The 23776-nt window shown below is 45.8% G+C and carries 19 protein-coding genes and 1 other annotated feature; of the genes, 9 read left to right on the top strand and 10 right to left on the bottom strand.

Features of this window, described 5'->3' with window-relative positions:
- Positions 1-74: 74 nt before the first annotated feature.
- The 4 genes from mbcS to ezrA form a co-directional block, all read right to left on the bottom strand.
- Positions 75-1655 carry an acyl-CoA synthetase MbcS gene (mbcS, locus tag EEX84_RS00260; RefSeq protein ID WP_123163576.1) on the bottom strand — a complete coding sequence of 527 codons (1581 nt, stop codon included), beginning with the start codon at positions 1653-1655 and terminating at the stop codon, positions 75-77.
- Positions 1656-1846: 191 nt separating this feature from the next.
- On the bottom strand, positions 1847-3049 hold the full coding sequence (thiI, locus tag EEX84_RS00255; protein WP_123163575.1) for a tRNA uracil 4-sulfurtransferase ThiI: 1203 nt from the start codon (positions 3047-3049) through the stop codon (positions 1847-1849).
- A gap of 5 nt (positions 3050-3054) precedes the next feature.
- Positions 3055-4158, bottom strand: coding sequence for a cysteine desulfurase family protein (locus EEX84_RS00250; RefSeq protein ID WP_123163574.1), 1104 nt, complete (start codon positions 4156-4158; stop codon positions 3055-3057).
- 57 nt (positions 4159-4215) lie between these two features.
- Complete coding sequence (ezrA, locus tag EEX84_RS00245; protein WP_123163573.1) at positions 4216-5919, bottom strand: septation ring formation regulator EzrA; 1704 nt, start codon at positions 5917-5919, stop codon at positions 4216-4218.
- Positions 5920-6071: 152 nt separating this feature from the next.
- Here ezrA and hisJ point away from each other — a divergent pair, with 152 nt between their 5' ends.
- A complete protein-coding gene (gene hisJ / locus EEX84_RS00240) occupies positions 6072-6866 on the top strand; it encodes a histidinol-phosphatase HisJ (protein ID WP_123164015.1) in 795 nt (264 codons plus the stop codon).
- 26 nt (positions 6867-6892) lie between these two features.
- Positions 6893-7372 carry a GAF domain-containing protein gene (locus tag EEX84_RS00235; protein ID WP_123163572.1) on the top strand — a complete coding sequence of 160 codons (480 nt, stop codon included), beginning with the start codon at positions 6893-6895 and terminating at the stop codon, positions 7370-7372.
- Positions 7373-7424: 52 nt separating this feature from the next.
- Here the strand turns inward: EEX84_RS00235 and megL are convergent, their stop codons facing one another.
- Positions 7425-8633 carry a methionine gamma-lyase gene (gene megL, locus EEX84_RS00230; RefSeq protein WP_123163571.1) on the bottom strand — a complete coding sequence of 403 codons (1209 nt, stop codon included), beginning with the start codon at positions 8631-8633 and terminating at the stop codon, positions 7425-7427.
- A 403-nt stretch (positions 8634-9036) separates the two neighbouring features.
- Here megL and rpsD point away from each other — a divergent pair, with 403 nt between their 5' ends.
- The gene (rpsD, locus tag EEX84_RS00225) at positions 9037-9639 is read left to right on the top strand and encodes a 30S ribosomal protein S4 (RefSeq protein ID WP_123163570.1); all 603 of its coding nucleotides are present in this window, start codon (positions 9037-9039) and stop codon (positions 9637-9639) included.
- Positions 9640-9775: 136 nt separating this feature from the next.
- A complete protein-coding gene (locus EEX84_RS00220; RefSeq protein ID WP_123163569.1) occupies positions 9776-10582 on the top strand; it encodes a cobalamin-binding protein in 807 nt (268 codons plus the stop codon).
- 72 nt (positions 10583-10654) lie between these two features.
- Here the strand turns inward: EEX84_RS00220 and EEX84_RS00215 are convergent, their stop codons facing one another.
- Complete coding sequence (locus EEX84_RS00215; RefSeq protein ID WP_123163568.1) at positions 10655-11227, bottom strand: general stress protein; 573 nt, start codon at positions 11225-11227, stop codon at positions 10655-10657.
- A gap of 247 nt (positions 11228-11474) precedes the next feature.
- On the opposite strand from EEX84_RS00215, the gene EEX84_RS00210 reads away from it, so the two are divergent.
- On the top strand, positions 11475-12131 hold the full coding sequence (locus EEX84_RS00210; protein ID WP_123163567.1) for a potassium channel family protein: 657 nt from the start codon (positions 11475-11477) through the stop codon (positions 12129-12131).
- A gap of 119 nt (positions 12132-12250) precedes the next feature.
- Here the strand turns inward: EEX84_RS00210 and tyrS are convergent, their stop codons facing one another.
- On the bottom strand, positions 12251-13516 hold the full coding sequence (gene tyrS, locus EEX84_RS00205; protein WP_123163566.1) for a tyrosine--tRNA ligase: 1266 nt from the start codon (positions 13514-13516) through the stop codon (positions 12251-12253).
- Between the two features lie 48 nt (positions 13517-13564).
- Positions 13565-13755: a binding site (T-box leader), on the bottom strand.
- Between the two features lie 105 nt (positions 13756-13860).
- On the opposite strand from tyrS, the gene EEX84_RS00200 reads away from it, so the two are divergent.
- Positions 13861-16848: a transglycosylase domain-containing protein gene (locus EEX84_RS00200; RefSeq protein WP_123163565.1), complete on the top strand. Its 2988-nt coding sequence runs from the start codon at positions 13861-13863 to the stop codon at positions 16846-16848.
- A gap of 44 nt (positions 16849-16892) precedes the next feature.
- Here the strand turns inward: EEX84_RS00200 and acsA are convergent, their stop codons facing one another.
- Complete coding sequence (acsA, locus tag EEX84_RS00195; protein ID WP_123163564.1) at positions 16893-18611, bottom strand: acetate--CoA ligase; 1719 nt, start codon at positions 18609-18611, stop codon at positions 16893-16895.
- Positions 18612-18778: 167 nt separating this feature from the next.
- Here acsA and EEX84_RS00190 point away from each other — a divergent pair, with 167 nt between their 5' ends.
- From EEX84_RS00190 to EEX84_RS00180, 3 genes are read left to right on the top strand one after another with little or no spacing between them, the layout of a single operon-like run.
- Positions 18779-19411 carry a GNAT family N-acetyltransferase gene (locus tag EEX84_RS00190; RefSeq protein WP_123163563.1) on the top strand — a complete coding sequence of 211 codons (633 nt, stop codon included), beginning with the start codon at positions 18779-18781 and terminating at the stop codon, positions 19409-19411.
- A 22-nt stretch (positions 19412-19433) separates the two neighbouring features.
- Complete coding sequence (locus EEX84_RS00185; protein WP_123163562.1) at positions 19434-20078, top strand: acetoin utilization AcuB family protein; 645 nt, start codon at positions 19434-19436, stop codon at positions 20076-20078.
- A complete protein-coding gene (locus EEX84_RS00180; protein ID WP_123164014.1) occupies positions 20075-21226 on the top strand; it encodes an acetoin utilization protein AcuC in 1152 nt (383 codons plus the stop codon). The genes EEX84_RS00185 and EEX84_RS00180 overlap by 4 nt, the downstream gene beginning before the upstream one ends.
- A gap of 97 nt (positions 21227-21323) precedes the next feature.
- On the opposite strand, the gene ccpA is transcribed toward EEX84_RS00180, so the two are convergent.
- Positions 21324-22322: a catabolite control protein A gene (gene ccpA, locus EEX84_RS00175; protein WP_123163561.1), complete on the bottom strand. Its 999-nt coding sequence runs from the start codon at positions 22320-22322 to the stop codon at positions 21324-21326.
- 231 nt (positions 22323-22553) lie between these two features.
- Positions 22554-23639 carry a bifunctional 3-deoxy-7-phosphoheptulonate synthase/chorismate mutase gene (locus EEX84_RS00170; protein ID WP_123163560.1) on the bottom strand — a complete coding sequence of 362 codons (1086 nt, stop codon included), beginning with the start codon at positions 23637-23639 and terminating at the stop codon, positions 22554-22556.
- Positions 23640-23776: the final 137 nt, after the last annotated feature.

Genomic DNA, 23776 nt, shown 5'->3' with positions numbered 1-23776 from the left:
CTGTATAATAATAAAGTAAACCATACAAAAGAAGTGGTCCCGCTAAAATTGCGGGACCACTTCCTCGTTTACGATTATTTCTGCTGAGTGGTTTTTGCCTGGTTCCGCAATTCCACACGGCGTATTTTTCCGGAAGCCGTTTTTGGCAGCTCCGTGGCAAACTCGATTGCTCTCGGGTATTTGTATGGCGCAGTCAATTCTTTTACATGATTCTGCAGTTTCTGCACCAATTCCTCCGACGGCTCTTCGCCATCCACCAGTACCACATACGCTTTCACAATGCTTCCCCGCACTTCATCCGGCGCACCGACAACCGCACATTCCTGGACGCTTGGATGCTTAATGAGTGCGTCCTCCACTTCAAACGGCCCGATTGTATATCCTGAAGAAATAATGATATCATCTCCTCTGCCTTCGAACCAGAAATAGCCATCGTCGTCTTTTGCCGCTTTGTCTCCTGTGACATAATAGTCACCTCGGAATTGCATCTTTGTCCGTTCATCGTCTCTGAAATATTCTTTGAACAATGCTGGTGTGTCCTTATGCACCGCTATGTCGCCAACTTCTCCCGCTTCACAGGGCTCTCCGAATTCGTTGATGATTTCCACACGATTGCCCGGTGTCGGTTTTCCCATGGAACCGATCCTGATCTCCATGCCTTTCATGACACCTACCAGCAATGTGTTTTCTGTCTGGCCATAGCCATCGCGGACTTCCAGGTTAAAATTGTTTCTAAAAACGTTGATCACTTCGGCGTTCAGTGGCTCTCCCGCAGATACCGCACTATGCAAAGACGAAAGATCATAGGTGGCCAAATCTTTCTGTTTGGCCATCAAGCGGTACTCTGTAGGCGTGCAGCACAATACGTTTATTTTTTGGCGCTCCAGAATTTGAAGATAAGTTTCGGGATCAAACTTGCCATTATAAACATAGCCGGTCGCGCCGCTTCCCAACGTGGCCAGGAATGGGCTCCAGATCCATTTTTGCCATCCCGGGCTTGCCGTGGCCCAAACCAGGTCCCCTTCTTTTGCTCCCAACCAATGCTCGGCTGAAGTACGCAGATGCGCATATGCCCAGCCATGACTGTGCACCACTCCTTTCGGGTTGCCGGTGGTGCCTGAAGTATACGATAAAAACGCCATGTCATCGTTGCGCGTGGTTGCCGCTTCGTATTGTTCAGACGCCGCTGCCATTTCATCGGTCAACGAAATCCAGGAACTGTCGGATTGGCCGATGACAAATTTGATGACATTCTTCATTTCTTCCACTTCAGCAAATTGATCCATAAACGGTTCGTAAGCAATCACCGCTTTTGCATGGCTGTGGTTCAAACGATATGCGATATCTTTGGCGCGCAGCATTTCCGAACTTGGAATGACAACCAATCCCGCTTTCAATGCGCCGATATAGGATACATATGCCTCGATCAGGCGTGGGACCATTACCAGCACGACATCCCCTTTTTTCAATCCCGCTTTTTCGAAACTGTTGGCCGCTTTGTTTGCCCGTTTGATTAACTCATCGTATGTAACTTGTTCGCTTTGCCCTTTATCGTTTTCCCATACAATCGCTTTCTTTTCTTCGCCAGTCGCAAACTTTTCAATTTCCTGAACCAGATTGTATGATTCAGGTGCCAATAATTCTTCACATTCCATCTGAATTCCCCCAAGCTGTGTAGTAATTTTCACTCTCCTTTTCTGATTATACAGCAGATGATTTAGTATTCAAAATAATATCAATATAAAGAAAAACTGGATTACATGAGGCGACTTTTCAAATAAAAGTTCACCGTGTTTAAACTAACATTTTTTGTTCCACTAAAAAAGCTGCCTATACGGCAGCCTTTTTAAAGCAAATCTTCGAATGTGTTTTCCTTTACACGCGGAAATTGGATAATTTCCCGTTGATCTACAGCTTCCTGAATCATTTCATCGAAAGATACAAAGTTCTCGTAGTATTCAACTTTATCGAGCTTGGGCTTTGTTTTTGGGTTGGCAGGTGTGAAAATCGTACAGCAATCCTCATAAGGACGGATTGATATATCGTAAGTGTCGATTTTCTGAGCGGTGCCGATAATATCCAGTTTGTCCAAAGCGATAAGGGGACGGAGAATCGGTGTAGTAGTCACTGCATTGATGGCCTGCAGACTTTCCAATGTCTGGCTCGCTACTTGACCCAAACTTTCTCCCGTAATAATCGCTTTACTGTTAGTCTCTTTCAGTACTTCGTCCGCAATGCGCATCATCATTCGGCGCGTCGATGTCATCGTCATGTTATCCGGAACCTGTTTATGCACTTCCTGCTGAAGCTTGGTGAAAGGGATAACATGCAATTTGATGGAAGATCCGAATTGGCTCAGTTTTTCAGCCAAATCAAATACTTTCTCTTTTGCCCGGTCATTGGTGAACGGCGGACTGAAAAAATGAATCAATTCCAGCCGGACTCCGCGTTTCAACATGTGATAGCCGGCTACCGGGCTATCGATGCCGCCTGACAGCATGAGCAGCGCCTTGCCGCCGGCGCCTACAGGCAAGCCGGCTGCACCTTGAATGACTTCCGCCATCATATAGGCTGCTTTTTCCCGTATCTCAACTTTCAATTCAATATCGGGTTTTTTCATCTGAACCGACAATTCAGGAAAATTCCGCAGAACGTGGGATCCCACTTCGTGCATGATTTCCGGCTTTTCGTGTGGAAAGTTTTTATTTGCCCGCTTTACAGACACTTTGAAAGTCTTTCCGGCGGTATCCATTTTTCCCACAATGGACATGGCAGTGTTCTTCATTTCTTCAATGCTCAATCCCGATTCAGTAACAGGGCTGAATGATTGAATTCCGAATACGTTCGGCAGCCGGTTGATTACCTGCTCCATGTCTTTTTCATCGGCCGCTGTAATAAACATGCGGTCACGTTCTGATTTTATGTGAAGGTTCTCCAAATCGGAGAACGTTTGACGTATATTGTCGCGTAGACGGCCTATGAACGAATTACGATTTCTTCCTTTTGTTGACAATTCACCGTAACGCACGAGTACCTGTGTAGTCTTCATAACGATTAAACTCCTTTGATCAAGCGGTATACTTGCTCGAATGCTTTTTTCATTTCCATTATATCTTGTTCTGTCGTAAACGCACCAAAGCTGATTCGTATGACACCGTCTTTGTATTCGTTTGGTACGCCAATGGCCTCGATCACATGGCTGGTATCCCGGCTCTTGGAGGAGCAGGCGCTGGATGTCGAAACAATGACGCCTTCTTTTTGCAGACCGGAAACCACAATCTCCCCTTTCAGCCCTTTGATGGCAATCGACAGAATATGGGGCGCCCCCGCTGCCGGGCTGACAACTTTTACATCTTTGCAGCTAGTAAAAAAAGTTCTCAGTTCTTTGTTCCACTGGCTGTGGAGAGGATTTTCTTCTGTCATTCTCAATGCTCTGGCAAGCGCTGCTGCATGCGGCACGGAAACGGTCCCGCTCCGCAGTCCAAATTCCTGGCCGCCCCCTTGCTGTATGGCATTCGGTTTCACCCCGTTGAATGCCAATGCCCCGCTGCCTTTCAATCCGTGGATTTTATGGGCGGATATGGTCAATAAATCCGGCATTGCCGTTTTATCAAAAGGTAACTTCCCAACGCTTTGAACGGCATCCACATGAAAAAAAGTTCTGCTGTTTTTCAGCATCCTGGCAATGGCTGCAATGGGGTGCACTGTGCCGATTTCATTGTTTACATGCATCAGGCTGACAAGGATGGTATCATTTCTGAGCGAATTCTGTAAGTCATCCAAATGGATCTGCCCATTGGCATCCACCGGCAGTTTTGTCACTTCAAAACCTTGCTGTTCCAGCTTCTCCAATGTATTTAATACGGATGGGTGTTCAGTGGAAGCTGTAATGATGTGCCTGCCTCTGTGACGGTAGGCGGCTGCTGTGCCGGCAAGTGCCAAATTATTCGATTCTGTGCCTCCCGAAGTGAAAATGATATTGTCCATCTGCAAGTGGCGCTTTATCTGCAGGCGGGCTTTTTCCAGCAAATCTTCCGCTTCGTTGCCCAATTGATGAAGTGATGCCGGATTGGCGTAGTACTGCTCATTCACTTTCAGGAATGTTTCCAGAACTTCTTTTTTGGGTTTGGTCGTTGCGCTATTGTCCAAATAAATCATTCAGCTTACCTCCGAAAAAGAAACCACCAGCTCAAGGCTGGTGGTTTCTGGATTGTCTTACGTGCGCCATGCTTCTTCTTTGACCAGCATTTCGATGCGCTTCATCGAACCTGGCTCAAAATTTTCCACTGCAGTCGCCGCCTCTTCCAATGCTTTTGAATAACGAAGTTGTCTGAAGGATTCTTCAGCTTCCATCAATTTGGCATTCATTTGAGGATTGGTTTTTCTGTAGCGGTTACCATATTGGATAATGCGTTCAATCAATAACACATTCTCCACCATTTCCTTCGCTTTGTCATCCACTTCGTTAATGCTTTTCTCAGCTTTTGATAGATAATTGGCGACTTGGTTCATATTCAAAGGCACTTCCCGCATTGCCTGCATCGCCACAAACAACTGCTCTTCCGCTTCTTCAAGGCGAACGTCCATTTCTTCCGGAATTCCCGGTGTATTCGCTTTATGCAGCAGACGATCCGTTTCCTGCAGTTTTCGTTTCAGCAATTCCAGCGTTTGGCGTGCTGCGGTTTCATCCACCCGTAAATTTTTCAGTGATTTCATGAATTCGGATTGAACCGAATCAATCGTTGTCAATTCATCTCTGATCAGGATCAACTCTTCCTGCAGACTGGAATAAGCGGATTGCTCCTCATCCAGACGGGATTGAAGCAATTCAAACCGTTTTTGCAAATCTTCCAGCTTTTCCATACAGGCTTTTGGAATTGCCGCGTCATTTTCAGGTATTTTGTAACTTCTCTGAACCACTGCGTACTCATCAAACATGGTGCGGGATTCAGCCATCACATACGTCAATTGTCTTTCAGTTTCAGCTTTGAACTGATCGACAAAATGCTTTGCTTCCACTTCTTTTTCCAGCAATTCATAAAAAGATTCAATGCTTTCTTTCATTGCGTCCGTGCGTTCCTTTGTTTCCTCCACTTTCAGTTCGGCGATCTGTTGCTTCAGAACTGCCAATTCTTCTTCCATCGCATCCAGTTGCGGAGAAATTTCCAGATGGTTCAAGTAATAGGACTGTTCTTCCATTTCCTTTTTGCCATTTCGCAACTCATTGATCGAAGCCGGAATTTTGGAATTGATATCCGCCAGTAATGGCGGGATATTATCTATCAAAGAAAACGTATGATTTCCTTCTGATGTCAAGCTGATGACCTTTTCACGGGCTTTTAAGTAATCCCCTTCTTCTGTCAGCTTGTCGTACTGCTCAAATTGAGGCGTCAACGATTCCAGTTTCTTCTCAAGAGGCACTGCTGCCGGTCCATACGAATATTGGTGGGCAAGCAGGTTTTTCCGCGCTTGACGATACTGGTCTTTTAATAAGTCCATTTCATTTCGGTTTTTCTCTTCGCTTCCAATCAATTCTTCCAGTTCCTTCAGAATCTGGTTCATCTGCTCGTCAGCTTTTTCGATTTTGGTTTCAATGTCCTGTTCAATTGTTGAAGCCTTTCCGAATTTGAAACGGTCAATGGCTTTTTCTGCATCAAACAAGGAAGCGTCAATTTTCGGGATATGTACATCCATTACTTCAGTCCATATGTTACGCCAGCGCTCGAACATTTCTTCTGTCTGGCCGTTCATGTTCAGTTGTTTCACTTTTGTCAGTTCTTCAAGTATCGGTTTATTTTGAATTTGCAGTTTTAACTGTTCCAAGCGTTCAATTTCGGCGTTATGCTTTTTGCGAAACAAAAAGCCAACGATAATTACCGCTAATAGAATGATGACCGCAATGATGATATACTTCACCATAAGTCATGTAGCCCCCTGTTCCAAATCACTATTCAACTTTACTTAATTTCAAGTCATGATTCTTTTATTTTAACATGTATTTTCATTCTGTGTTTGACAAATTGGAAGAAATGCGAGAAATATTTTTCTTATTAATGAAAGATGGTGTTTTTATGAAAAGAGATGGCCATATTCATACGGCTTTCTGCCCTCACGGCACTGATGACCAACTGGATGCTTATGTTGAAAAGGCGATCCGCTCCGGTTTCACGGATATCACCTTTGCAGAACATGCTCCCCTTCCCTTGTCTTTTACTGATCCCACGCCGTTGCGGGACAGTGCCATGAAAAGAGAAGATGTGCCTGCTTACCTGGACGAAATAAGCCGCGTTAAAGACGCATATAAAAAAGACATTCGTATCCGGACCGGATTTGAAGTTGATTATATTCAAGGCTTTGAGTCTGAAATCCGCGATTTCCTTGATGAATTCGGCCCTTTGCTGGATGATGCGATATTATCGGTGCATTTTCTGCAGGTGGGCCGGGAATATATTTGTGCCGACTTCAGCAAAGAAGCATTTATGGAACTGGCCGGCAAGGCAGGATCCATAGAATCTGCATATGAATTGTACTACGATACGCTGGCAGCATCAATCCGTGCGGACCTTGGCGAATACAAACCGAAACGCATCGGCCACCCGACACTGATCCGGAAATTTCAGCTGGCTCATGGTGAACGGATAGAAGACAGTCAACAGATTCGCCAAATGATCGAGCTGATTGGAAAAGCCGGCTATGAAATCGATATGAACAGCGCCGGCTTATCCAAACCTGATTGCCGGGAACCTTACCCGCCAATGCCGTATATCGAATATGCGCGTTTCCTTGGCATACCGCTCGTGTTCGGTTCTGATGCCCACAGTGTCAAAGGCTTGCACAACCATTACGAAAAATTTTATAATGAATAAATCATACAAACGAAATGGGGATACTCATGTTTACTCAAACTGATTACAGTGGCACGAAAATCGAGAAATACACGGCGTTGACCAAACAACTGGATGCACTTCTTACCGGTGAGACAAATACGGTTGCCAATTTAAGCAACGCTTCCGCTTTGCTGAACCAATTTTTGGAGCGCGTCAACTGGGTCGGGTTTTACCTGATGGAACAAGGCGAACTTGTCCTCGGACCGTTTCAGGGCCTCCCTGCCTGCGTGAGAATCCAGGTTGGCAAAGGGGTATGTGGCACAGCAGTGTCTGAAAAGAAGACGATGCTGGTAAAAGATGTCCATGCATTTCCCGGCCATATCGCATGTGATGCCGCTTCCCGTTCCGAAATCGTCGTTCCGTTGATCAAAGACAACGAAGTGATCGGTGTGCTGGATATCGACAGCCCCGAACTCAGCCGTTTTGATGAAGAAGACCAAACAGGATTGGAACAGTTTGCAGATGTATTGACGAAGCATCTCTAATTGTCTAAAGGAAAAGCCCGAAGTCCCTTGTAAAGGGCTTCGGGCTTTCTTTTTACAGCTGCTGAATTTTCGGCTTTACTTTTTCAAAAGCCTGGGACAAATCTGCCAGCAGATCGTCGGGGTGCTCCAAACCAACCGACAGCCGCAGCAACGATTCGCTGATGCCCATTGCTTCTCTGTCTTCTGATGGAACAACCGCATGAGTCATCGAGGCAGGGTGCTGAATAAGCGTTTCTGCATCACCAAGGCTGACGGCGATTTTGATCAGGGACAAGGAATTCATGAAAGCCTGAGCTTCTTTTTTTCCACCCTCGATTTCAAATGAAATCAACCCTCCGCCTTCCCGCATTTGCCTTTGGGCAATTTCGTATTGGGGATGACCTTCATCCAACGGATAAAAAACTTTTGTAACAGCCGGCTGTTGTTTCAAAAATGTTAAAACCTTTTTGGCATTGCTGACGTGCCGGTCCATTCGCACCGGCAATGTTTTCATTCCCCGCAGCAACAGCCAGGCGTCGAACGGCGACATAATGCCGCCAACATCTTTTTGGACAGTCTTCCGGATTTTCTTCACTTCTTCCCCGTCTCTCCCGACGAGGACTCCACCTACGACATCTCCGTGTCCATTCAAATATTTTGTAGCACTGTGCACCACAAAATCGGCTCCTGACGACAACGGATTTTGCAGGTACGGTGAACAAAATGTATTGTCGACCACTACTTTCAACCCGTATTTTTCTGCTACCGCATTTACAGCTTCCAGATTCACGATTTCCATTGTCGGATTGATCGGTGTTTCCACGTAGATGCACACCGTTTCGGGACGAATCGCCCGCTCGATTTCCTTTTCCGTGGTCATCGAAACCAACTGATGCGTAATACCGTATTTTTCTTCCATCATCTCCAAAAGACCGAATGTGCAGCCATATATTCCTCTCGAACAAAGCACATGGTCTCCAGCTCTCGTCAAATAAATCAATATGGCACTGACAGCAGCCATGCCCGAACCGAAGGCCAAAGCCCCTGCGCCTTGCTCAATCTCCGTCATGCGTTCTTCCAGTACACGGACTGTGGGATTTCCGAGCCTCGAATAAATATTCCCTTCAGCATGGCCGGCAAAGCGATTTTCCCCCTGCTCCGCATCCACAAAGGAAAAAGTGGACGTTTGATAAAGCGGCGTAGACAAACTGTCATGATGATTTGAACTGTCATACCCTTTGTGTATAATGGAAGTTTCAATATTGACCGATGGCTTTTTCATTATTTTACACCCCTTAACTATTTTAGAAAGCGCTTACATACTTTACTTCCATTCTACCTTGTGTCCACCCAAAAAGAAAGCCGGTCATTTTGATTGATCTCCACTGATTGAAAACTCTTCGGGTTCCCGGTTTCAAAAAGAGACCCGTAAAATCGGGCGCATGCTGATTTATCGTTTTCATTGATTGACTTTCTGACTGTGTCCGGTTACACTAGAATTTGTGTAAAATAATCGCAGCAGTTGTATGTGCGTGTCTGTCCATTTTGTTCCTCTTATTACGATGAGGTGTATCGCGTAACTCTTGGCTGCTGAGCGAAGGTACATGAAAACAAAATGGCTTACAGCATGAATACATCTGGTTTTTATTTTACTCTAAAAACCAAAAACAGAGGAGGAGACTTATATGTCTCGTTATACAGGTCCATCATGGAAACTGTCACGCCGTTTGGGAATTTCCCTTACAGGCACAGGTAAAGAATTAGAAAAACGCCCTTATGCTCCAGGTCAACACGGTGCTAACCAACGCAGAAAAGTTTCTGAATACGGTTTGCAACTTCAAGAAAAACAAAAGCTTCGTTTCATGTACGGTGTGAACGAACGCCAATTTAAAACATTGTTCAACAAAGCCGGTAAAATGCCAGGCAAACACGGTGAGAACTTCATGATCCTACTTGAAACTCGCCTTGACAATGTCGTTTACCGTTTAGGCCTTGCGCGCACTCGCCGCCAAGCCCGTCAATTGGTAAACCACGGTCACATCCTTGTTGACGGCAAACGCGTTGACATTCCGTCATACAGCGTGAAGCCAGGACAAACAATCGCATTCCGCGAAAAATCAAACAACCTTGATGTTGTTAACGAAGCAATCGAAGTAAGCAACTTCGTGCCTGAGTATGTTTCAGTTGATGCTGACAAAAAAGAAGGCACTTTTGTACGTCTTCCAGAGCGCAGCGAATTGTCTGCTGAAATCAGCGAACAACTAATCGTTGAATTCTACTCTCGTTAATTTTTCTGGTAAATCCCCGGCCGTTGAGAAGCGGTCGGGGATTTTTCGTTTTCCTGTCTCTTTCCATAAATCCTCCGCCCTCTGGGTTGGAGGATTTTTCTATGGTATGATGTGAAAAAGTGGAGGTGCAGAAAATATGAGAATCATTTCAATTTGTCCGAGCAATACGGAACTGCTCGCATTTCTCAGAGCCGATCATTTGCTGATTGCCGTCGATGATTACTCCGACTGGCCTAAACACGTCAATGATCTCCCAAGACTCGGACCTGATTTATCGATAAGAATGGATGAACTCGAAGCCTTGAAGCCTGATTTGGTATTGGCCTCGCTCAGTGTGCCGGGTATGGAGAGAAATGTTGATGAACTGATCCGCCGAAAAATCCCTCATCTCGTGCTCAACCCTCAATCTTTCGATGACATCGGCCAGGATCTTCTGACGGTCGGCAAAGCATGCGGAGTTGACCCGGAACCAATCCATGCGGACTACATGGCTATCATCGAAGAACTCAAATCGCGTTCTGCAAATGTCCAGTTCCGTCCATCACTTTACTGGGAGTGGTGGCCAAAACCGGTGTTCACTCCTGGCCGCATCAACTGGCTGTCCGAAATGAGTGACATGACGGGAGGACGGAATGTATTTGACGATGTGGATTCAGCCAACATTCAGACGGATTGGGACGACGTAAGAAAACGTGATCCCGATTTTATACTGCTTGCCTGGGTGGGCATCATGACCTCGAAAGTCAAACCGGCCCTTGTCCGGAAACGGTCAGGCTATGACAATATGAAAGCTGCCGAACAGCTTCATATAATGGAAGAAGAACTGTATTGCCGCCCTTCCCCCCGCTTGATCGAAGGTGCCGTTAAACTGGGAAAACTGATTCACCCGGAACTTTACAGCGATATGGAGCTGCCTGATTTTATCCGTGAAAAACAGATGTAACTGTTTTATGGAAAACTCAAAAACGACTGCCAAGTTAAAGTTGGCAGTCGTTTTTTCTTCCATTATGGCTTTTTATAGCCGGCCAGGGCCACGTTCAGGATTATCCCTGTCCATCGGATCTTGGTCTCCTCTGATTGTGGTGCTTCCCTGGCTGCCGATGACTGGATCGCGTTCATCCACAAAACGATCCTGATCATTTCTATCAGGAATTGCCGTCTCATTTTCTTCGACAAGCACCAGAATATCTCCTTCATTGAAACGGGTTTCGTACCCTTTCGCTTCATCTTCCGGAACACCCATGCCGATCAAAGCACCGGCCAGTCCTCCGACTCCAGCGCCAGCTGCAGCTCCCGTTAATCCGGCTACTACCGGACCAGCTGCAACAATTGGACCGATTCCCGGAATAGCAAGTGCTCCGATTCCTGCAAGCACCCCGCCGAGTCCGCCAAGCGCACCGCCTGTAACAGCGCCTGTCGCTGCCCCTTCTCCTACGTTTGTACCGGTTTCATCCGCGACTGTTTCCGTCTCTTCTTTATTTTTGCTGAGAACAGAAATATCTTCGTTTCTGTATCCTTGCCGTTTTAAGTCTTCTATCACTTCAATTGCTTCTCTTTCTGTGCCATATGATCCAACTACTCTTGACATGCTGTAACGCCTCCTTGTAGTTTGAATGCTACATTCACAGATTACCCGGCACGACTCTTATTAAACATCCTGCCTTTGTGCGTTGGGTCTGCCGAAACTGCTTACTTTGTAGTAAGGTAGAGTGAAAGCAGTTCAACTTTATCGGGTTACAGGAAAAACTCTTTTCCGCAGCAAACAACAAACGCCGATACAGGTACGCACCCAAAGAAAACAAGGGTACCGTGAATGATAGAAATGAGGGGATATAATGAAGAAACAAGTAGTTGTCATTGGTCTGGGCAGATTTGGAAGCAGTGTATGCAGAGAGCTGTACGCACTTGGCCATGAAGTGCTGGCGATTGATCAGGATGTGGAAAAAGTGGACGCCGTAAACGATTTTTCTTCGCAGGCTTCTGTGGCTAATGCAACAGACGAAAAAGACTTGAAGTCACTGGGCGTCCGCAACTTCCAGCATGCCATCATCGCAATCGGAGATGACCTCCAAGCCAGTGTTCTGTGCACGCTGATGGTAAAGGATTTGGGTGTCGAAAAAGTTTGGGTAAAAGCGAGAGACCTGCAACATCAGAAGATCCTGGAAAAAGTCGGCGCCGATCGGGTCATCCAACCCGAAAACGAAATGGGCATCCGTGTGGCTCATCACGTGGATTCTGAAAAAATCGTCGATTATATCGAGTTATCCAAGGACTTCAGCATTCTGGAGTTGGCAGCGACCAAAAAAGTGATAAATCGATCATTGGAAGAATTATCGATTCGCGCCAATTATAATTGTGTCGTCTTAGCCATTAAACAAGATGAGCATGTTAATATCGCCCCTGTTCAGGAGGATGTTGTAAAAGAAGGAGACGTTTTGATCGTCATGGGTCATCGTGAAGATTTAAAACGCTTTGAAGATAAGGGATTGTAAAAAACCGATTACACCTCTGTTCGATACGAGGTGTAATCGGTTTTTGGTTTGATAAGGCATGATTGCTTCATTTTAACGATGCGCGTGGGAGAAGAACGCGCCACTGGGTGCAGTTTCTCTTACTGGAACTGCACCATATGGTACTTCTTTTTGCCCCGGCGCACGATGGCAAAAGCGTCTTCCAAGCGGTCTTTCTCATCCACTACATAATCAAGTTCTGTCACTTTCTCGCCGTTAACAGAAATAGCGCCGTTAGTAACATCTTCCCGTGCCTGTCTCTTGGAAGACGAAATACCCGCTTCGACGATCAAGTCAACAATCGTTTTCGGTTCTTTCGCCATTTCCACTGATGGCACATCCTTGAAAGCCGCTTTCATTTCATTTGCGGATAAAGCTTTCAAGTCTCCACTGAACAGCGCCTTGGTGATGCGCTGGGCGTCTTCCAAAGCCGCCTCGCCATGGATCAATTTCGTCATCTCTTCCGCCAATGCTTTCTGCGCTTTGCGGAGATGCGCTTCGGTTTCCACGGACACCGCCAGTTCTTCAATCTCCTCTCGGCCGAGGAACGTGAAGATTTTCAAGTATTTGATGACATCGGCATCCGCGGTGTTGATCCAGAACTGGTAAAACTCGTAAGGAGATGTCTTTTTGGCATCAAGCCATACTGCCCCGCCTGCTGTTTTTCCGAATTTGGTACCGTCCGCTTTTGTTACCAATGGAATAGTGATGCCAAATGCTTTTGTTTCTTCTTCATGCGTTTTCCGGATCATTTCAAGGCCGGATGTAATATTGCCCCATTGATCAGAACCGCCGATTTGCACACGGCATTGGAAGTGGTTGTACAAGTGATTAAAGTCGATGGCCTGTATCAGTGTATATGAAAATTCAGTGAACGAGATGCCGCCTTCCAGACGTGAAGCGACTGAATCTTTTGCCAGCATGTAATTGATGGATATCAGTTTTCCGTAATCCCGCAGGAATTCGATGACACTCATTTCACCGATCCAATCGCGGTTATTGACCATTTTTGCACCATTCTCCGTATTGAAGTCAAAAATCTGCTGCATCTGCACTTTGATTGCTTCTACATTCTTATCAATTTGTTCGGTCGTTTGCAGTTGCCGTTCTTCGTTTCTGCCAGATGGATCACCGATCATGCCGGTCGCCCCGCCCACCAGTAGAATCGGCTGGTGGCCGTATTGCTGAAAACGGCGCAAGGTAAGCAGCGGGACAATATGGCCGATATGCATACTGTCAGCTGTCGGGTCCACTCCGCAATACAGGGAGATTTTTTCGTCATTCAAAAGTTTCCCAAGGCCCTCTTCGTCTGTCTGCTGATAGAGGAGGCCTCTCCATTTTAAATCGTCCAATAATTCGTTTGCCATTGTCTTTCTCCTCCTTTGAAAAATAAAAAAGCCCCAGCATGAAATTCATGCAGGGGCGCTTTTGCGCGGTACCACCCAGCTTGGAGAATGGAATTCTCCCACTTTCATTGTGCCAAACGGGACACATCCGTAAACTCCAAGCCTGTAATTCAGCCATTGCGTTTTGACCGGTTCGCACCTTCCACCGGCTCTCTGAAACAAAATCGCACGCCCTACTTCGGACTCTTCTTTGTTTTGTATATGAAATATAATAGTAGTTTACTTTATTATAGAATAATGTCAATAACTTTAGATGGAGTTAAAGGAATATGCTATAATAAAAAAGATTTTAGGAGGTTGATAATGTGCGCGATAAATTGACAAACTGGCTCAATAAAGCAGAAGACACATACAATAGATTAACAGCAGCCAAATGGTTTAAAAGACTGAGCATTACAGGTGGCGTCTTTTGGAATCTGGCGTTGATCTTGGCGATTGTCCTGGTGACGGGAGGAACATTTGCCGCTTCTGTCGGAGCTGGATATTTTGCGTCTTTGGTGGATGACGAAAAACTGCGGACCGCTGAAGAAATGCGAAATGAGATTTACAGTTACGAAGAAACATCGGAAATGTTTTTTGCTGATGAATTATACATCGGCAAAGTGCAGACAGATTTGGAACGCGAGGAAACCAAATTGGAAAACGTCTCCGAGCATGCCATCAACGCTGTACTGGCTACGGAAGATGAGTATTTTAATGAACACGAAGGCATTGTTCCGAAAGCGATTTTACGAGGCTTGTTCCAGGATATTTCCAATTCGGACAACCAAACAGGTGGTTCCACTTTGACACAGCAATTGATCAAAAACCAGATTTTGACCAACGAAGTGTCCTATGAACGTAAAGCAAAAGAAATCCTGTTGGCGATGCGGCTTGAAAAGTTCATGTCAAAAGACGAAATCATGGAAGCTTATTTGAACATCATCCCTTATGGAAGAAATTCAGCGGGCTCCAATATCGCGGGAATTGAAACGGCAGCAAGCGGGATTTTTAATGTTTCCGCAAGCGAACTCACATTGCCGCAAGCTGCATTTATTGCCGGGATTCCGAAAGCGCCTTTCCGCTATACCCCTTACACATCGGTTGGTGAGATTAAGGAAGGCGATTACCTGCAATTCGGTATCGACCGGATGAAAACAGTCCTTTACCGCATGGAAGAAGCGGGTTACATCACACCAGAGGAATACGAGGAAGCTTTGGCATATGATATCACAAAAGATTTCCGTCAAGGTGAACAACGGTCGTATGAACGTTATCCGTATATAACAGTTGAACTGCAAAAACGGGCAGCACGGATCCTGATGGATGTCCTTGCGGAAGAAGACGGCATCACTCCGGAAGAATTGGAAGAAAACGAAAATTTATATGAAGAGTACGCGATCTTGGCTGAACGTGCAGTTGCTTCGAACGGATACCGCATTCATTCCACCATCAATAAGGAAGTGTACGAAGCACAGAAAAAAGCAGCAGAAGCCTATGATTCGTATGGTTCAACACGGACAAGAAAGTTCGTGAATTCGGAAGGCGAAGAAGTCGTCAAGCAATACCCTGTCCAAGTGGGAAGCATGACAATCGAGAACCATACGGGCCGCATTTTGAGTTTTGTCGGCGGCCGTGACCATGAAGTTGAAAACTTAAACCACTCGACGCAGGCCTTCCGGTCAATCGGCTCGACGGTTAAACCATTGCTTGTATATGGACCCGCGATTGAATTAGGAAAAATCGGTGCCGGCAGTCCGGTCGTCGATGTGGAATTTGCATACCAGGACTCCAGCGGCGTGTGGACTCCTGAAAACTTTATTCCGACAAGCGAGCAAGGCATCATGCCTGCCCGAAACGCATTGGCTGAATCACAGAACCTCCCTGCCATCCGTTTGTTTGCTCAAATCAGAGAACAGATGCCGGTTCAGTTCATGGCCAAAGCTGGCTTCAGCAGAATCGCTGAAGAAAGTGACACCATCAATGCCAATTACTCCTCGGCACTCGGTGGAGGGGTCGAAGGATCAGTCGAAGAATTGACAAACGGTTATTCGATGGTTGCCAATAATGGGAAATTCGTCGACGCTTATATGATTGAACGGATTGAAGATGCGGACGGCAATATTGTTTTTGAACAGGAAGTCAAAGAAGAAGAAGTCTTTTCGCCGCAAAGTGCTTATATTTTGACCGATATGCTGCGCGATGTCTTTAAAACTTCAAGAGGGACAGCAAACCGCGCCAACAACTGGTTGAATTTCAGCGCTGATTTTGCAGGGAAAACAGGAACCACACAAGATGCAAAAGACGTGTGGCTCGTTGGCTATAACCCGAATATCACCATGACTGTATGGCTTGGATACGGACGGGAAGAATATCGTCTGAATGAATTCCCGAACAGTGAATTGCAGCCGTCCACACGAGTCAACCAGGTATGGGCGAGCCTGATGAATGCCACTTATGCCGTGAAGCCGAAAATGGCTGATACGGATAATACATTCCAGGCACCTGAAGGAGTAGTCACCCGTTCGTTCTGCGGCATTTCAGGCCTCGCTCCAGGAACGGCATGCTCCAACGCCGGATTGGTCAGATCTGACTTGTTCAATGCCAATGTCATGGTGCCGACAAAAGCAGATGACAGTCTGACGTCAAATGCCTATACGACTGTGAATGGCAGAAGATACAATGCATTATCAAGTACTCCTCGGGAATTTGTTTCAGGAGGAGGCATCGCCGTATCACAGGAATTTGTTGATCGCATGCTGGCTCCATTCGGAGGAGACGCAAGCAAGTTATTATCAGGAAGTTCCCGCTTCTCATCTGTGGTTTCAGCTTCCAACCTGAACCATGATGGAGTCGCACCGGCCGGCGTAGGTGTTTCATTGAATGGCAGAACCTTGACTTGGAGCAACTCTGCTTCCAATGACGTCGTCGGTTACCGTGTTTACAGAAGCGGCGGCGGGAATTCACTTCTTGCGTCAATTCCTGAATCCCGCAGCAATGCGTACACCGTGCCGGGACCGGGCAGTTATTTTGTAGTCGCGGTTGATATTACGGGGCGGCAATCACCTTTATCCAATACGGTAAGAGTCGCTGCTCCAGAACCGGAACCAGAACCGGCTCCGACTCCGACTCCTTCTTCCCCTTCTACGGATGAAGGAAGTGAAGACTCTACGCCACCTTCATCAGGCGGAGACGGCAGTGATTCGGCTCCTTCTTCTGATGAAGAAGAGACGTCAACTGAAGAACCAGCAACTGAAGACACACCTTCCTCTGATGAATCAGGTGAAGAGTCGTCAGAAGATGAAGCTGCATAAAAGATAAAAACCCGATCCGCTGATGCGGATCGGGTTTTTTCGTATTAATCTTCCATCGTCGATAAATCGCCAGCCGGCAAATCCAATTCCCATGCTTTCAGCACACGTCGCATAATTTTACCGCTTCGTGTCTTCGGCAGCTTGTCCTTAAATTCGATTTCTTTTGGAGCAGCGTGAGCAGCCAACCCTTTTTTCACGAATTGTTGAATGTCCTGGATCAGTTCCTCTGATGGTTCGTATCCTTCCACTAAGGCGACAAACGCTTTGATCACTTCGCCCCGCACCGGATCCGGTTTGCCAATAACACCGGCTTCAGCAATTGCTGGATGTTCAAGCAATTTGCTTTCCACTTCAAATGGACCGACACGTTCACCGGAAGTCATTATTACATCGTCCACACGCCCCTGGAACCAGAAATAACCATCTTCGTCCATATAGGCGGAATCTCCTGAAACATACCATTTATCGTTCAAGAAATACGAATCGTATTTTTGCGGATTGTTCCATATCTGCCTCATCATGGCCGGCCATCCTTTTTCAATCGCCAAGTTCCCCATTTGATTTGGCTGAAGTTCATTTCCCTGATCGTCCACTATGGCCACTTTAATGCCGGGAACCGGTTTCCCCATCGATCCTGGTTTAATCGCCAGAGATGGGTAATTGCAGACAACCTGCGCCCCTGTTTCCGTCATCCACCATGTATCGTGGATCCGTTTTTCAAAAACCTGCGCACCCCACCGGACAACTTCGGGATTCAATGGCTCTCCCACGGATAGGATATGGCGGAGAGTCGACAAATCATATTCCCTCACCAGTGCATCCCCAGCCCCCATCAGCATGCGGAAGGCAGTCGGAGCGCTGTACCAGACTGTCACACCAAAATCTTCGATGGCTTTATACCAACCATCCGGTGAAAAACGGCCGCCTAAAATGACGGTTGTAGTCCCTGTAAGCCATGGCGCAAAGACGCCATAAGCAGTTCCTGTCACCCAGCCTGGGTCAGCCGTGCACCAGTAGATATCCTGCTCGTTCAAATCCAAGACCCATTTTGCCGTTTGGTATTGCTGCACCATTGCATACTGAGCATGCAGCACACCTTTCGGTTTCCCGGTTGAACCTGAAGTGTAATGCAGGACAAGACCATCTTCCTTATCGAGCCATTCAATATCAAATTTATCAGAAGCGGAAGGCATGTGTTTCAATACATCCACCGTATGGTCATTTTCTTCGATATTATCCCCAACCATGAAAATTGTCTTCAGGTTCGGCAAGCGGTCAAACGGTATGCGTGAAACCAGCTCCGGTGTCGTCAGAATGGCTTTGGCATCACTGTCATCCAGCCGATCATAAATTGCACCTTCCATGAAAGCTTCAAACAAAGGCCCTACAATCAACCCGGCTTTCAAGGCGCCGAACATGGTAAAGTACAATTCAGGCGAACGGGGCATAAAGATGAAGATGCGATCCCCTTTTTCCAAATCTGAATGGGTCTTCAACAAATTGGCGGCTCTATTGGATTGCCGTTTCATCTCATAAAATGTATAAGCTTCATTTCGGTCCTGGTCTTTGTAATACAAAGCGACTTTGTTCTTTCGATCGGATTCAGCATGGCGATCGATTGCTTCGTAAGCCATATTGATTTTTCCGGTTTCGTACCAGCTGAATTCTTTTTCCACTTCAGCCCAATCAAAGTTTGAGGCAGTTTCTTCATAATTATGTAGTTGATAATTTCCTTGTGCTGCTGGTAGCGCTTCCACTTTCATCAAATCACCCTTCCTTGTTAATATTCTTATATTCTACATCAATGGTACAATTGTTGGCGAATTATTTCAACTTTTTCGATAATTATATCCTGCTCTTCTGCTTTTTCCCAAATCACCCCTTTTTTCATGTATAATGAACCTAATTGCAACCAATAGGCGGTGAAATAATGGAACATAAAAAAACATATAACGCAATGGAATTGAAAACGAAACACGGAACAGTGGTAATTGAAGGCCCCATTCCCGGAAAAGAGCTGCAAGAGCTTGATTTTCATGAGGAGTTAACCGCTTTCCGCCCTGCTCCACAACAACACAAAGCAATTGCGGAAATCGCTGATTTACCGGAAGGACGAATATTGATCGCCCGTTCCCAAAATATGATTGTGGGCTATGTCACTTTCCTGTATCCGGATCCATTGGAACGTTGGTCTGAAGGGAAAATGGATAACTTAATCGAACTCGGTGCCATCGAAGTGATTCCCAAATTCCGTGGCAGCGGTGTCGGAAAAGCCTTATTAAAAGTATCGATGATGGATGACAGCTTTGAGGATTTCATCGTGATTACGACTGAATACTATTGGCATTGGGATTTGAAAGGCACGGGATTGAATGTGTGGGAATACAGAAAAATCATGGAAAAAATGATGCAGGCTGGCGGACTTGAATATTATGCAACAGATGATCCTGAAATCAGCTCCCACCCTGCCAATTGCTTAATGGCAAGGATTGGTTCACGAGTTGATCCTGAATCCATCCAGCGATTTGACCAGCTTCGGTTCATGAACCGGTACATGTATTAGAATGTTGTAAAGGAGAGGTTTTATGCTTATCGAAGAAATTATGAAAACAGATATCCATACCCTTGAGCCACAGCAAAGCATTCAGGACGTCGTTGCCCTTTTTGAAGAAAAAAGGATCCGGCATGCTCCAGTCGTGGAAAATGGAAAAGTTGTGGGCGTTATTTCTGACCGGGATTTAAAGGATGCCATGCCTTCCCGTTTTTCTGCTTCACCAAGTACGGAAACCTATGAAACCAAAATCGAATCGATTATGACACGAAATCCGATTACCGCACATCCATTGGATTTTGTCGAAGAACTGGCGCTGGTTTTTTATGACCAGCAAATCGGCTGTCTGCCGGTAATCAGCAATGACAAATTGGTTGGATTTCTTACGGAAACCGACCTGCTCTATAAATACATCGAACTTACCGGTGCCCACCAGCCTGGGTCTCAAATTGAAATCAGCGTGCCAAACCGTTCCGGTATGCTGTACGAAGTTACGGCTGTCTTCCATAAACACCATGTCAACGTGTTAAGTGTACTTGTATACCCCGACAAAAAGAACAGCGGACATAAGATTCTGGTTTTCCGTGTACAAACCATGAATCCGTTAGCTATTATCAGCGATTTACGCAAAGAAGGTTTTGATGTGTTATGGCCGAGCATGCCACAAGCAAACGAATGAAACACGCCGTATTCATATATTCAGAAGACCAATTGGGGTATAAGTTTTCTGAGACACACCCGTTCAACCAAAAAAGGCTCGTTTTAACCATTGATCTGTTAAATGAAATGAATGCGCTTCCAGAGGAATTGATTGTTCCTCCCCGTATTGCAACGGAAGAAGAACTATTGCTCGCTCATGACCAGCGCTATATTGACATCGTCAAAAAAGCCAGTAACGGAGAAGTAACACCGGAAGCGGGAGAAGGATATGGAATCGGGACGGAAGATACGCCGATATTTGAAAATATGCATGAAGCCAGCGCCCGCCTGGTGGGTGGAACTTTGACTGCAGTGGACTATGTCATGGAAGGAAAAGCCCAGCATGCCTTAAACCTTGGCGGCGGCCTTCACCATGGCTTCCGTGGCAAAGCCTCAGGTTTTTGCATCTACAACGATAGTTCTGTCGCCATCAACTACATGAAAAAGAAGTACGGGGCACGCGTCCTGTATATTGATACCGATGCCCATCATGGTGACGGTGTGCAATGGTGCTTTTACGATGATCCGGATGTCTGTACCGTCTCCATCCACGAAACAGGGCGTTATCTGTTTCCCGGCACCGGCAACATCAATGAACGGGGAAGCGGCCAGGGATACGGCACATCTTTCAACTTCCCCATCGACGCGTTTACAGAAGATGAATCATTTCTGGAAATCTACCGGACAGCAATGAAGGAAATTGTCGAATTTTTCAAACCTGACGTCATTCTCAGTCAAAATGGTGCAGACGCACATTATTTGGATCCCTTGACCCATTTGTACGGCACCATGAACATTTACAGGGAAATTCCGAAAATAGCTCATGAATTGGCTCATCAATACTGTGAAGGACGGTGGATAGCAGTCGGCGGTGGCGGCTATGATATCTGGCGTGTCGTACCGAGAGCCTGGTCTTTTATCTGGATGGAAATGAATAATATGCCGCTGCCGACAGGAAAAATACCGGAAGCCTGGATTTCCAAATGGCAGAAAGAATCTCCTGTTCCACTGATGGAAACCTGGGACGATCCGAAAGGAATGTATAAACCGATACCACGGAAAGCGGAAATTACGGATAAAAACCATCAAATGCTGGATAAAGCACTTTACATGATTCGCAATGCCTAAAAAAAGCTGTTCCAAAGTTAATCAACAACTTTGGAACAGCTTTTTAATTTCGCTCAGATGATCAGTTGAGATCTCCTCAGCCGAGTGAAGTTTTGCTTTATGTGTTTTTGGTGGAATTGCGCTCTTCGATCCGGTAAGGAAGAATCACTTGTTTTTCTTCGATTTCCTCTTTATTCATGTACTTTGTCAGCAATCTCATAGAGACAGCGCCGATATCATAAAGCGGAAAAGCAATGGATGTCAGCATTGGCCGAGCCATTCTGGACAATTTTGAATTTTCATAGCTGATGATCTCGACGTCTTCAGGAATATGTAACCCACTTGCTTCCACAGCATGAATTACACCAATCGACATTTCGTCATTGCTGACAAAGTACGCTGTCGGCTTCAATTCTTTCAATGATCCCACCGCGGCGATGCCTTCATCGTAGGAGTTATTGCATTCGACAACGAGACTTTCATCAAATTCAATACCTGCATCCTGCAGCGCTTGACGATAGGCTTTTAACTTATAGTCTTTATTGACTTTGGAAGTTAACGGACCCGAGATAAAAGCGATTTTCTCATGTCCATTTCCAATCAGTTTTTTTACCGCTTCGTAGGCCGCACCATAATAATCGATGTTTACGGAAGCGATAGTCGCCGATTCATCGATCGAGCCCGCCAGTACGATCGGTGTAGGTGAACGCTCCATTTCATACAGAAGTTCCGTAGAAATGGTATCACTCATGAAAACAATTCCATCCACTTGTTTGCCTAACATCGTTTCCAATAATTGAAGCTCTTTATTCTCGTTTTGATCCGAGTTGGATAAGATGATATTGTAGCGGTACATTGTTGCAATATCCTCAATTCCACGGGCAAGCTCTGCATACATACTATTGGAAATATCGGGAATGATAACGCCGACCGTTGTTGTTTTCTTGCTGGCAAGCCCTCTTGCTACTGCGTTCGGGCGGTAGCCAAGCTCTTCGATCACTTTTAATACTTTTTTCCGTGTGGCCGGTTTTACATTCTGGTTGCCATTGACTACTCGAGAAACTGTAGCCATTGAAACATTCGCTTCTCTTGCTACATCATAAATTGTAACGGTCACTGCGTTCCCTCCTTTCCCTTGCTTCTTTAATCATACGACAGAAACTTTCTGGTAATCAACTAAAAAGAAGAATGTATAAATTAAACAGATATTTCCGATTCTAATCTTCTGCAGTCATCCGCTGCAATTCACCGGACATTGAGAGCCGATTCGTGGATTCCTGCAAGATACCTGCTGTATCCTTTGACAAAATCAAAAAGAAAAGCCGGATCAATTCCGGCTCTTCCAGTCTTACACTTGCATTTCATACTGCTTCATGAATTTCATCAACGCATCGTAGTACTCGTCAAACTGGTTAAGATCCATTTGCTGTTGAGCATCTGACAACGCAACTGCAGGGTCAGGATGTACTTCAGCCATAACGCCATCAGCTCCGATTGCGATGGCCGCTTTTGCAGCTGGCAGCAATAGGTCACGGCGACCTGTTGAATGAGTTACGTCCACGAATACTGGAAGATGGGTTTCTTGCTTCAAGATTGGCACTGCTGAAATATCGAGTGTGTTGCGAGTGGCTTTTTCATAAGTCCGGATGCCCCGCTCACATAGAATGATTTGATCATTTCCGGAAGCAATGATGTATTCTGCAGCATTGATGAATTCATCGACTGTAGCAGACATCCCCCGTTTTAAAAGAACCGGTTTGTCGATTTGACCAACTGCTTTCAGCAATTCGAAGTTTTGCATATTGCGTGCTCCGACTTGGACAACATCCACGTAATCCAGTGCTTCTTCTAAATGGGACGGCGTGACAATTTCTGAAACAACAGCCAAATTGTACTGGTCAGCTGCTTTTTTCAGCATCTTCAGCCCTTCAAGTCCAAGGCCTTGGAAATCGTAAGGAGAAGTACGCGGCTTATAAGCGCCGCCACGGATCATTCTTAATCCTTTGCCGCTGATCGCTTCAGCAACTTTGGACACCTGGTCCTGAGATTCTACAGCACAAGGTCCGAAAATGAAGGAAGGATTACCGGCTCCCACTGTTTCCCCATTGATGTTGATGACAGTGTCTTCGGCTTTTTTCTTACGGGATACCAGCAAAGCTTTGCGGTGGTCTTCTTCCTGCATATCCAAGGCAGACTTAAAGATTTCTTTGAATATATGGTCAACCGTTTTTTGTTCCAACGGTCCAATATTGTTTTCTCTCAACAAATTCAGCATGTGGCGTTCGCGTAATGGATCGTAGCGGTCTACCCCTTGCTTTTCCTTCAGTTTTCCGATGTCTTGAATAACGGAAGCCCTCTCGTTGATAAGAGATAGAATTTGGAGGTTTACTGCGTCGACTTTTTCTCTTAGCTGTTCTAGATCTAAATTGCTCATTCTTACTTCCCCTTTCGCAAATCACCTTTTGTAGATGACTCATATTAACATGATACGACCATTATAAGCAAACTATTCGGTAAAGTCACGTAATTTATTTTAGCGCTTCAACGCGCGAAAGTGTTTTACCATGATAA

The sequence above is a fragment of the Planococcus salinus genome, assembly GCF_003719725.1.
Taxonomy (GTDB): Bacteria; Bacillota; Bacilli; order Bacillales_A; family Planococcaceae; genus Planococcus; species Planococcus salinus.
This window is presented reverse-complemented; position numbering and strand designations above follow the sequence as displayed.

Excerpts from the sequence above, each read along its gene's own strand:
- mbcS (WP_123163576.1), bottom strand. The coding sequence starts at position 1,655 with ATGGAATGTGAAGAATTATTGGCACCTGAATCATACAATCTGGTTCAG.
- thiI (WP_123163575.1), bottom strand. The coding sequence starts at position 3,049 with ATGAAGACTACACAGGTACTCGTGCGTTACGGTGAATTGTCAACAAAA.
- EEX84_RS00250 (WP_123163574.1), bottom strand. The coding sequence starts at position 4,158 with ATGATTTATTTGGACAATAGCGCAACGACCAAACCCAAAAAAGAAGTT.
- ezrA (WP_123163573.1), bottom strand. The coding sequence starts at position 5,919 with ATGGTGAAGTATATCATCATTGCGGTCATCATTCTATTAGCGGTAATT.
- hisJ (WP_123164015.1), top strand. The coding sequence starts at position 6,072 with ATGAAAAGAGATGGCCATATTCATACGGCTTTCTGCCCTCACGGCACT.
- EEX84_RS00235 (WP_123163572.1), top strand. The coding sequence starts at position 6,893 with ATGTTTACTCAAACTGATTACAGTGGCACGAAAATCGAGAAATACACG.
- megL (WP_123163571.1), bottom strand. The coding sequence starts at position 8,633 with ATGAAAAAGCCATCGGTCAATATTGAAACTTCCATTATACACAAAGGG.
- rpsD (WP_123163570.1), top strand. The coding sequence starts at position 9,037 with ATGTCTCGTTATACAGGTCCATCATGGAAACTGTCACGCCGTTTGGGA.
- EEX84_RS00220 (WP_123163569.1), top strand. The coding sequence starts at position 9,776 with ATGAGAATCATTTCAATTTGTCCGAGCAATACGGAACTGCTCGCATTT.
- EEX84_RS00215 (WP_123163568.1), bottom strand. The coding sequence starts at position 11,227 with ATGTCAAGAGTAGTTGGATCATATGGCACAGAAAGAGAAGCAATTGAA.
- EEX84_RS00210 (WP_123163567.1), top strand. The coding sequence starts at position 11,475 with ATGAAGAAACAAGTAGTTGTCATTGGTCTGGGCAGATTTGGAAGCAGT.
- tyrS (WP_123163566.1), bottom strand. The coding sequence starts at position 13,516 with ATGGCAAACGAATTATTGGACGATTTAAAATGGAGAGGCCTCCTCTAT.
- acsA (WP_123163564.1), bottom strand. The coding sequence starts at position 18,611 with ATGAAAGTGGAAGCGCTACCAGCAGCACAAGGAAATTATCAACTACAT.
- EEX84_RS00190 (WP_123163563.1), top strand. The coding sequence starts at position 18,779 with ATGGAACATAAAAAAACATATAACGCAATGGAATTGAAAACGAAACAC.
- EEX84_RS00185 (WP_123163562.1), top strand. The coding sequence starts at position 19,434 with ATGCTTATCGAAGAAATTATGAAAACAGATATCCATACCCTTGAGCCA.
- EEX84_RS00180 (WP_123164014.1), top strand. The coding sequence starts at position 20,075 with ATGAAACACGCCGTATTCATATATTCAGAAGACCAATTGGGGTATAAG.
- EEX84_RS00170 (WP_123163560.1), bottom strand. The coding sequence starts at position 23,639 with ATGAGCAATTTAGATCTAGAACAGCTAAGAGAAAAAGTCGACGCAGTA.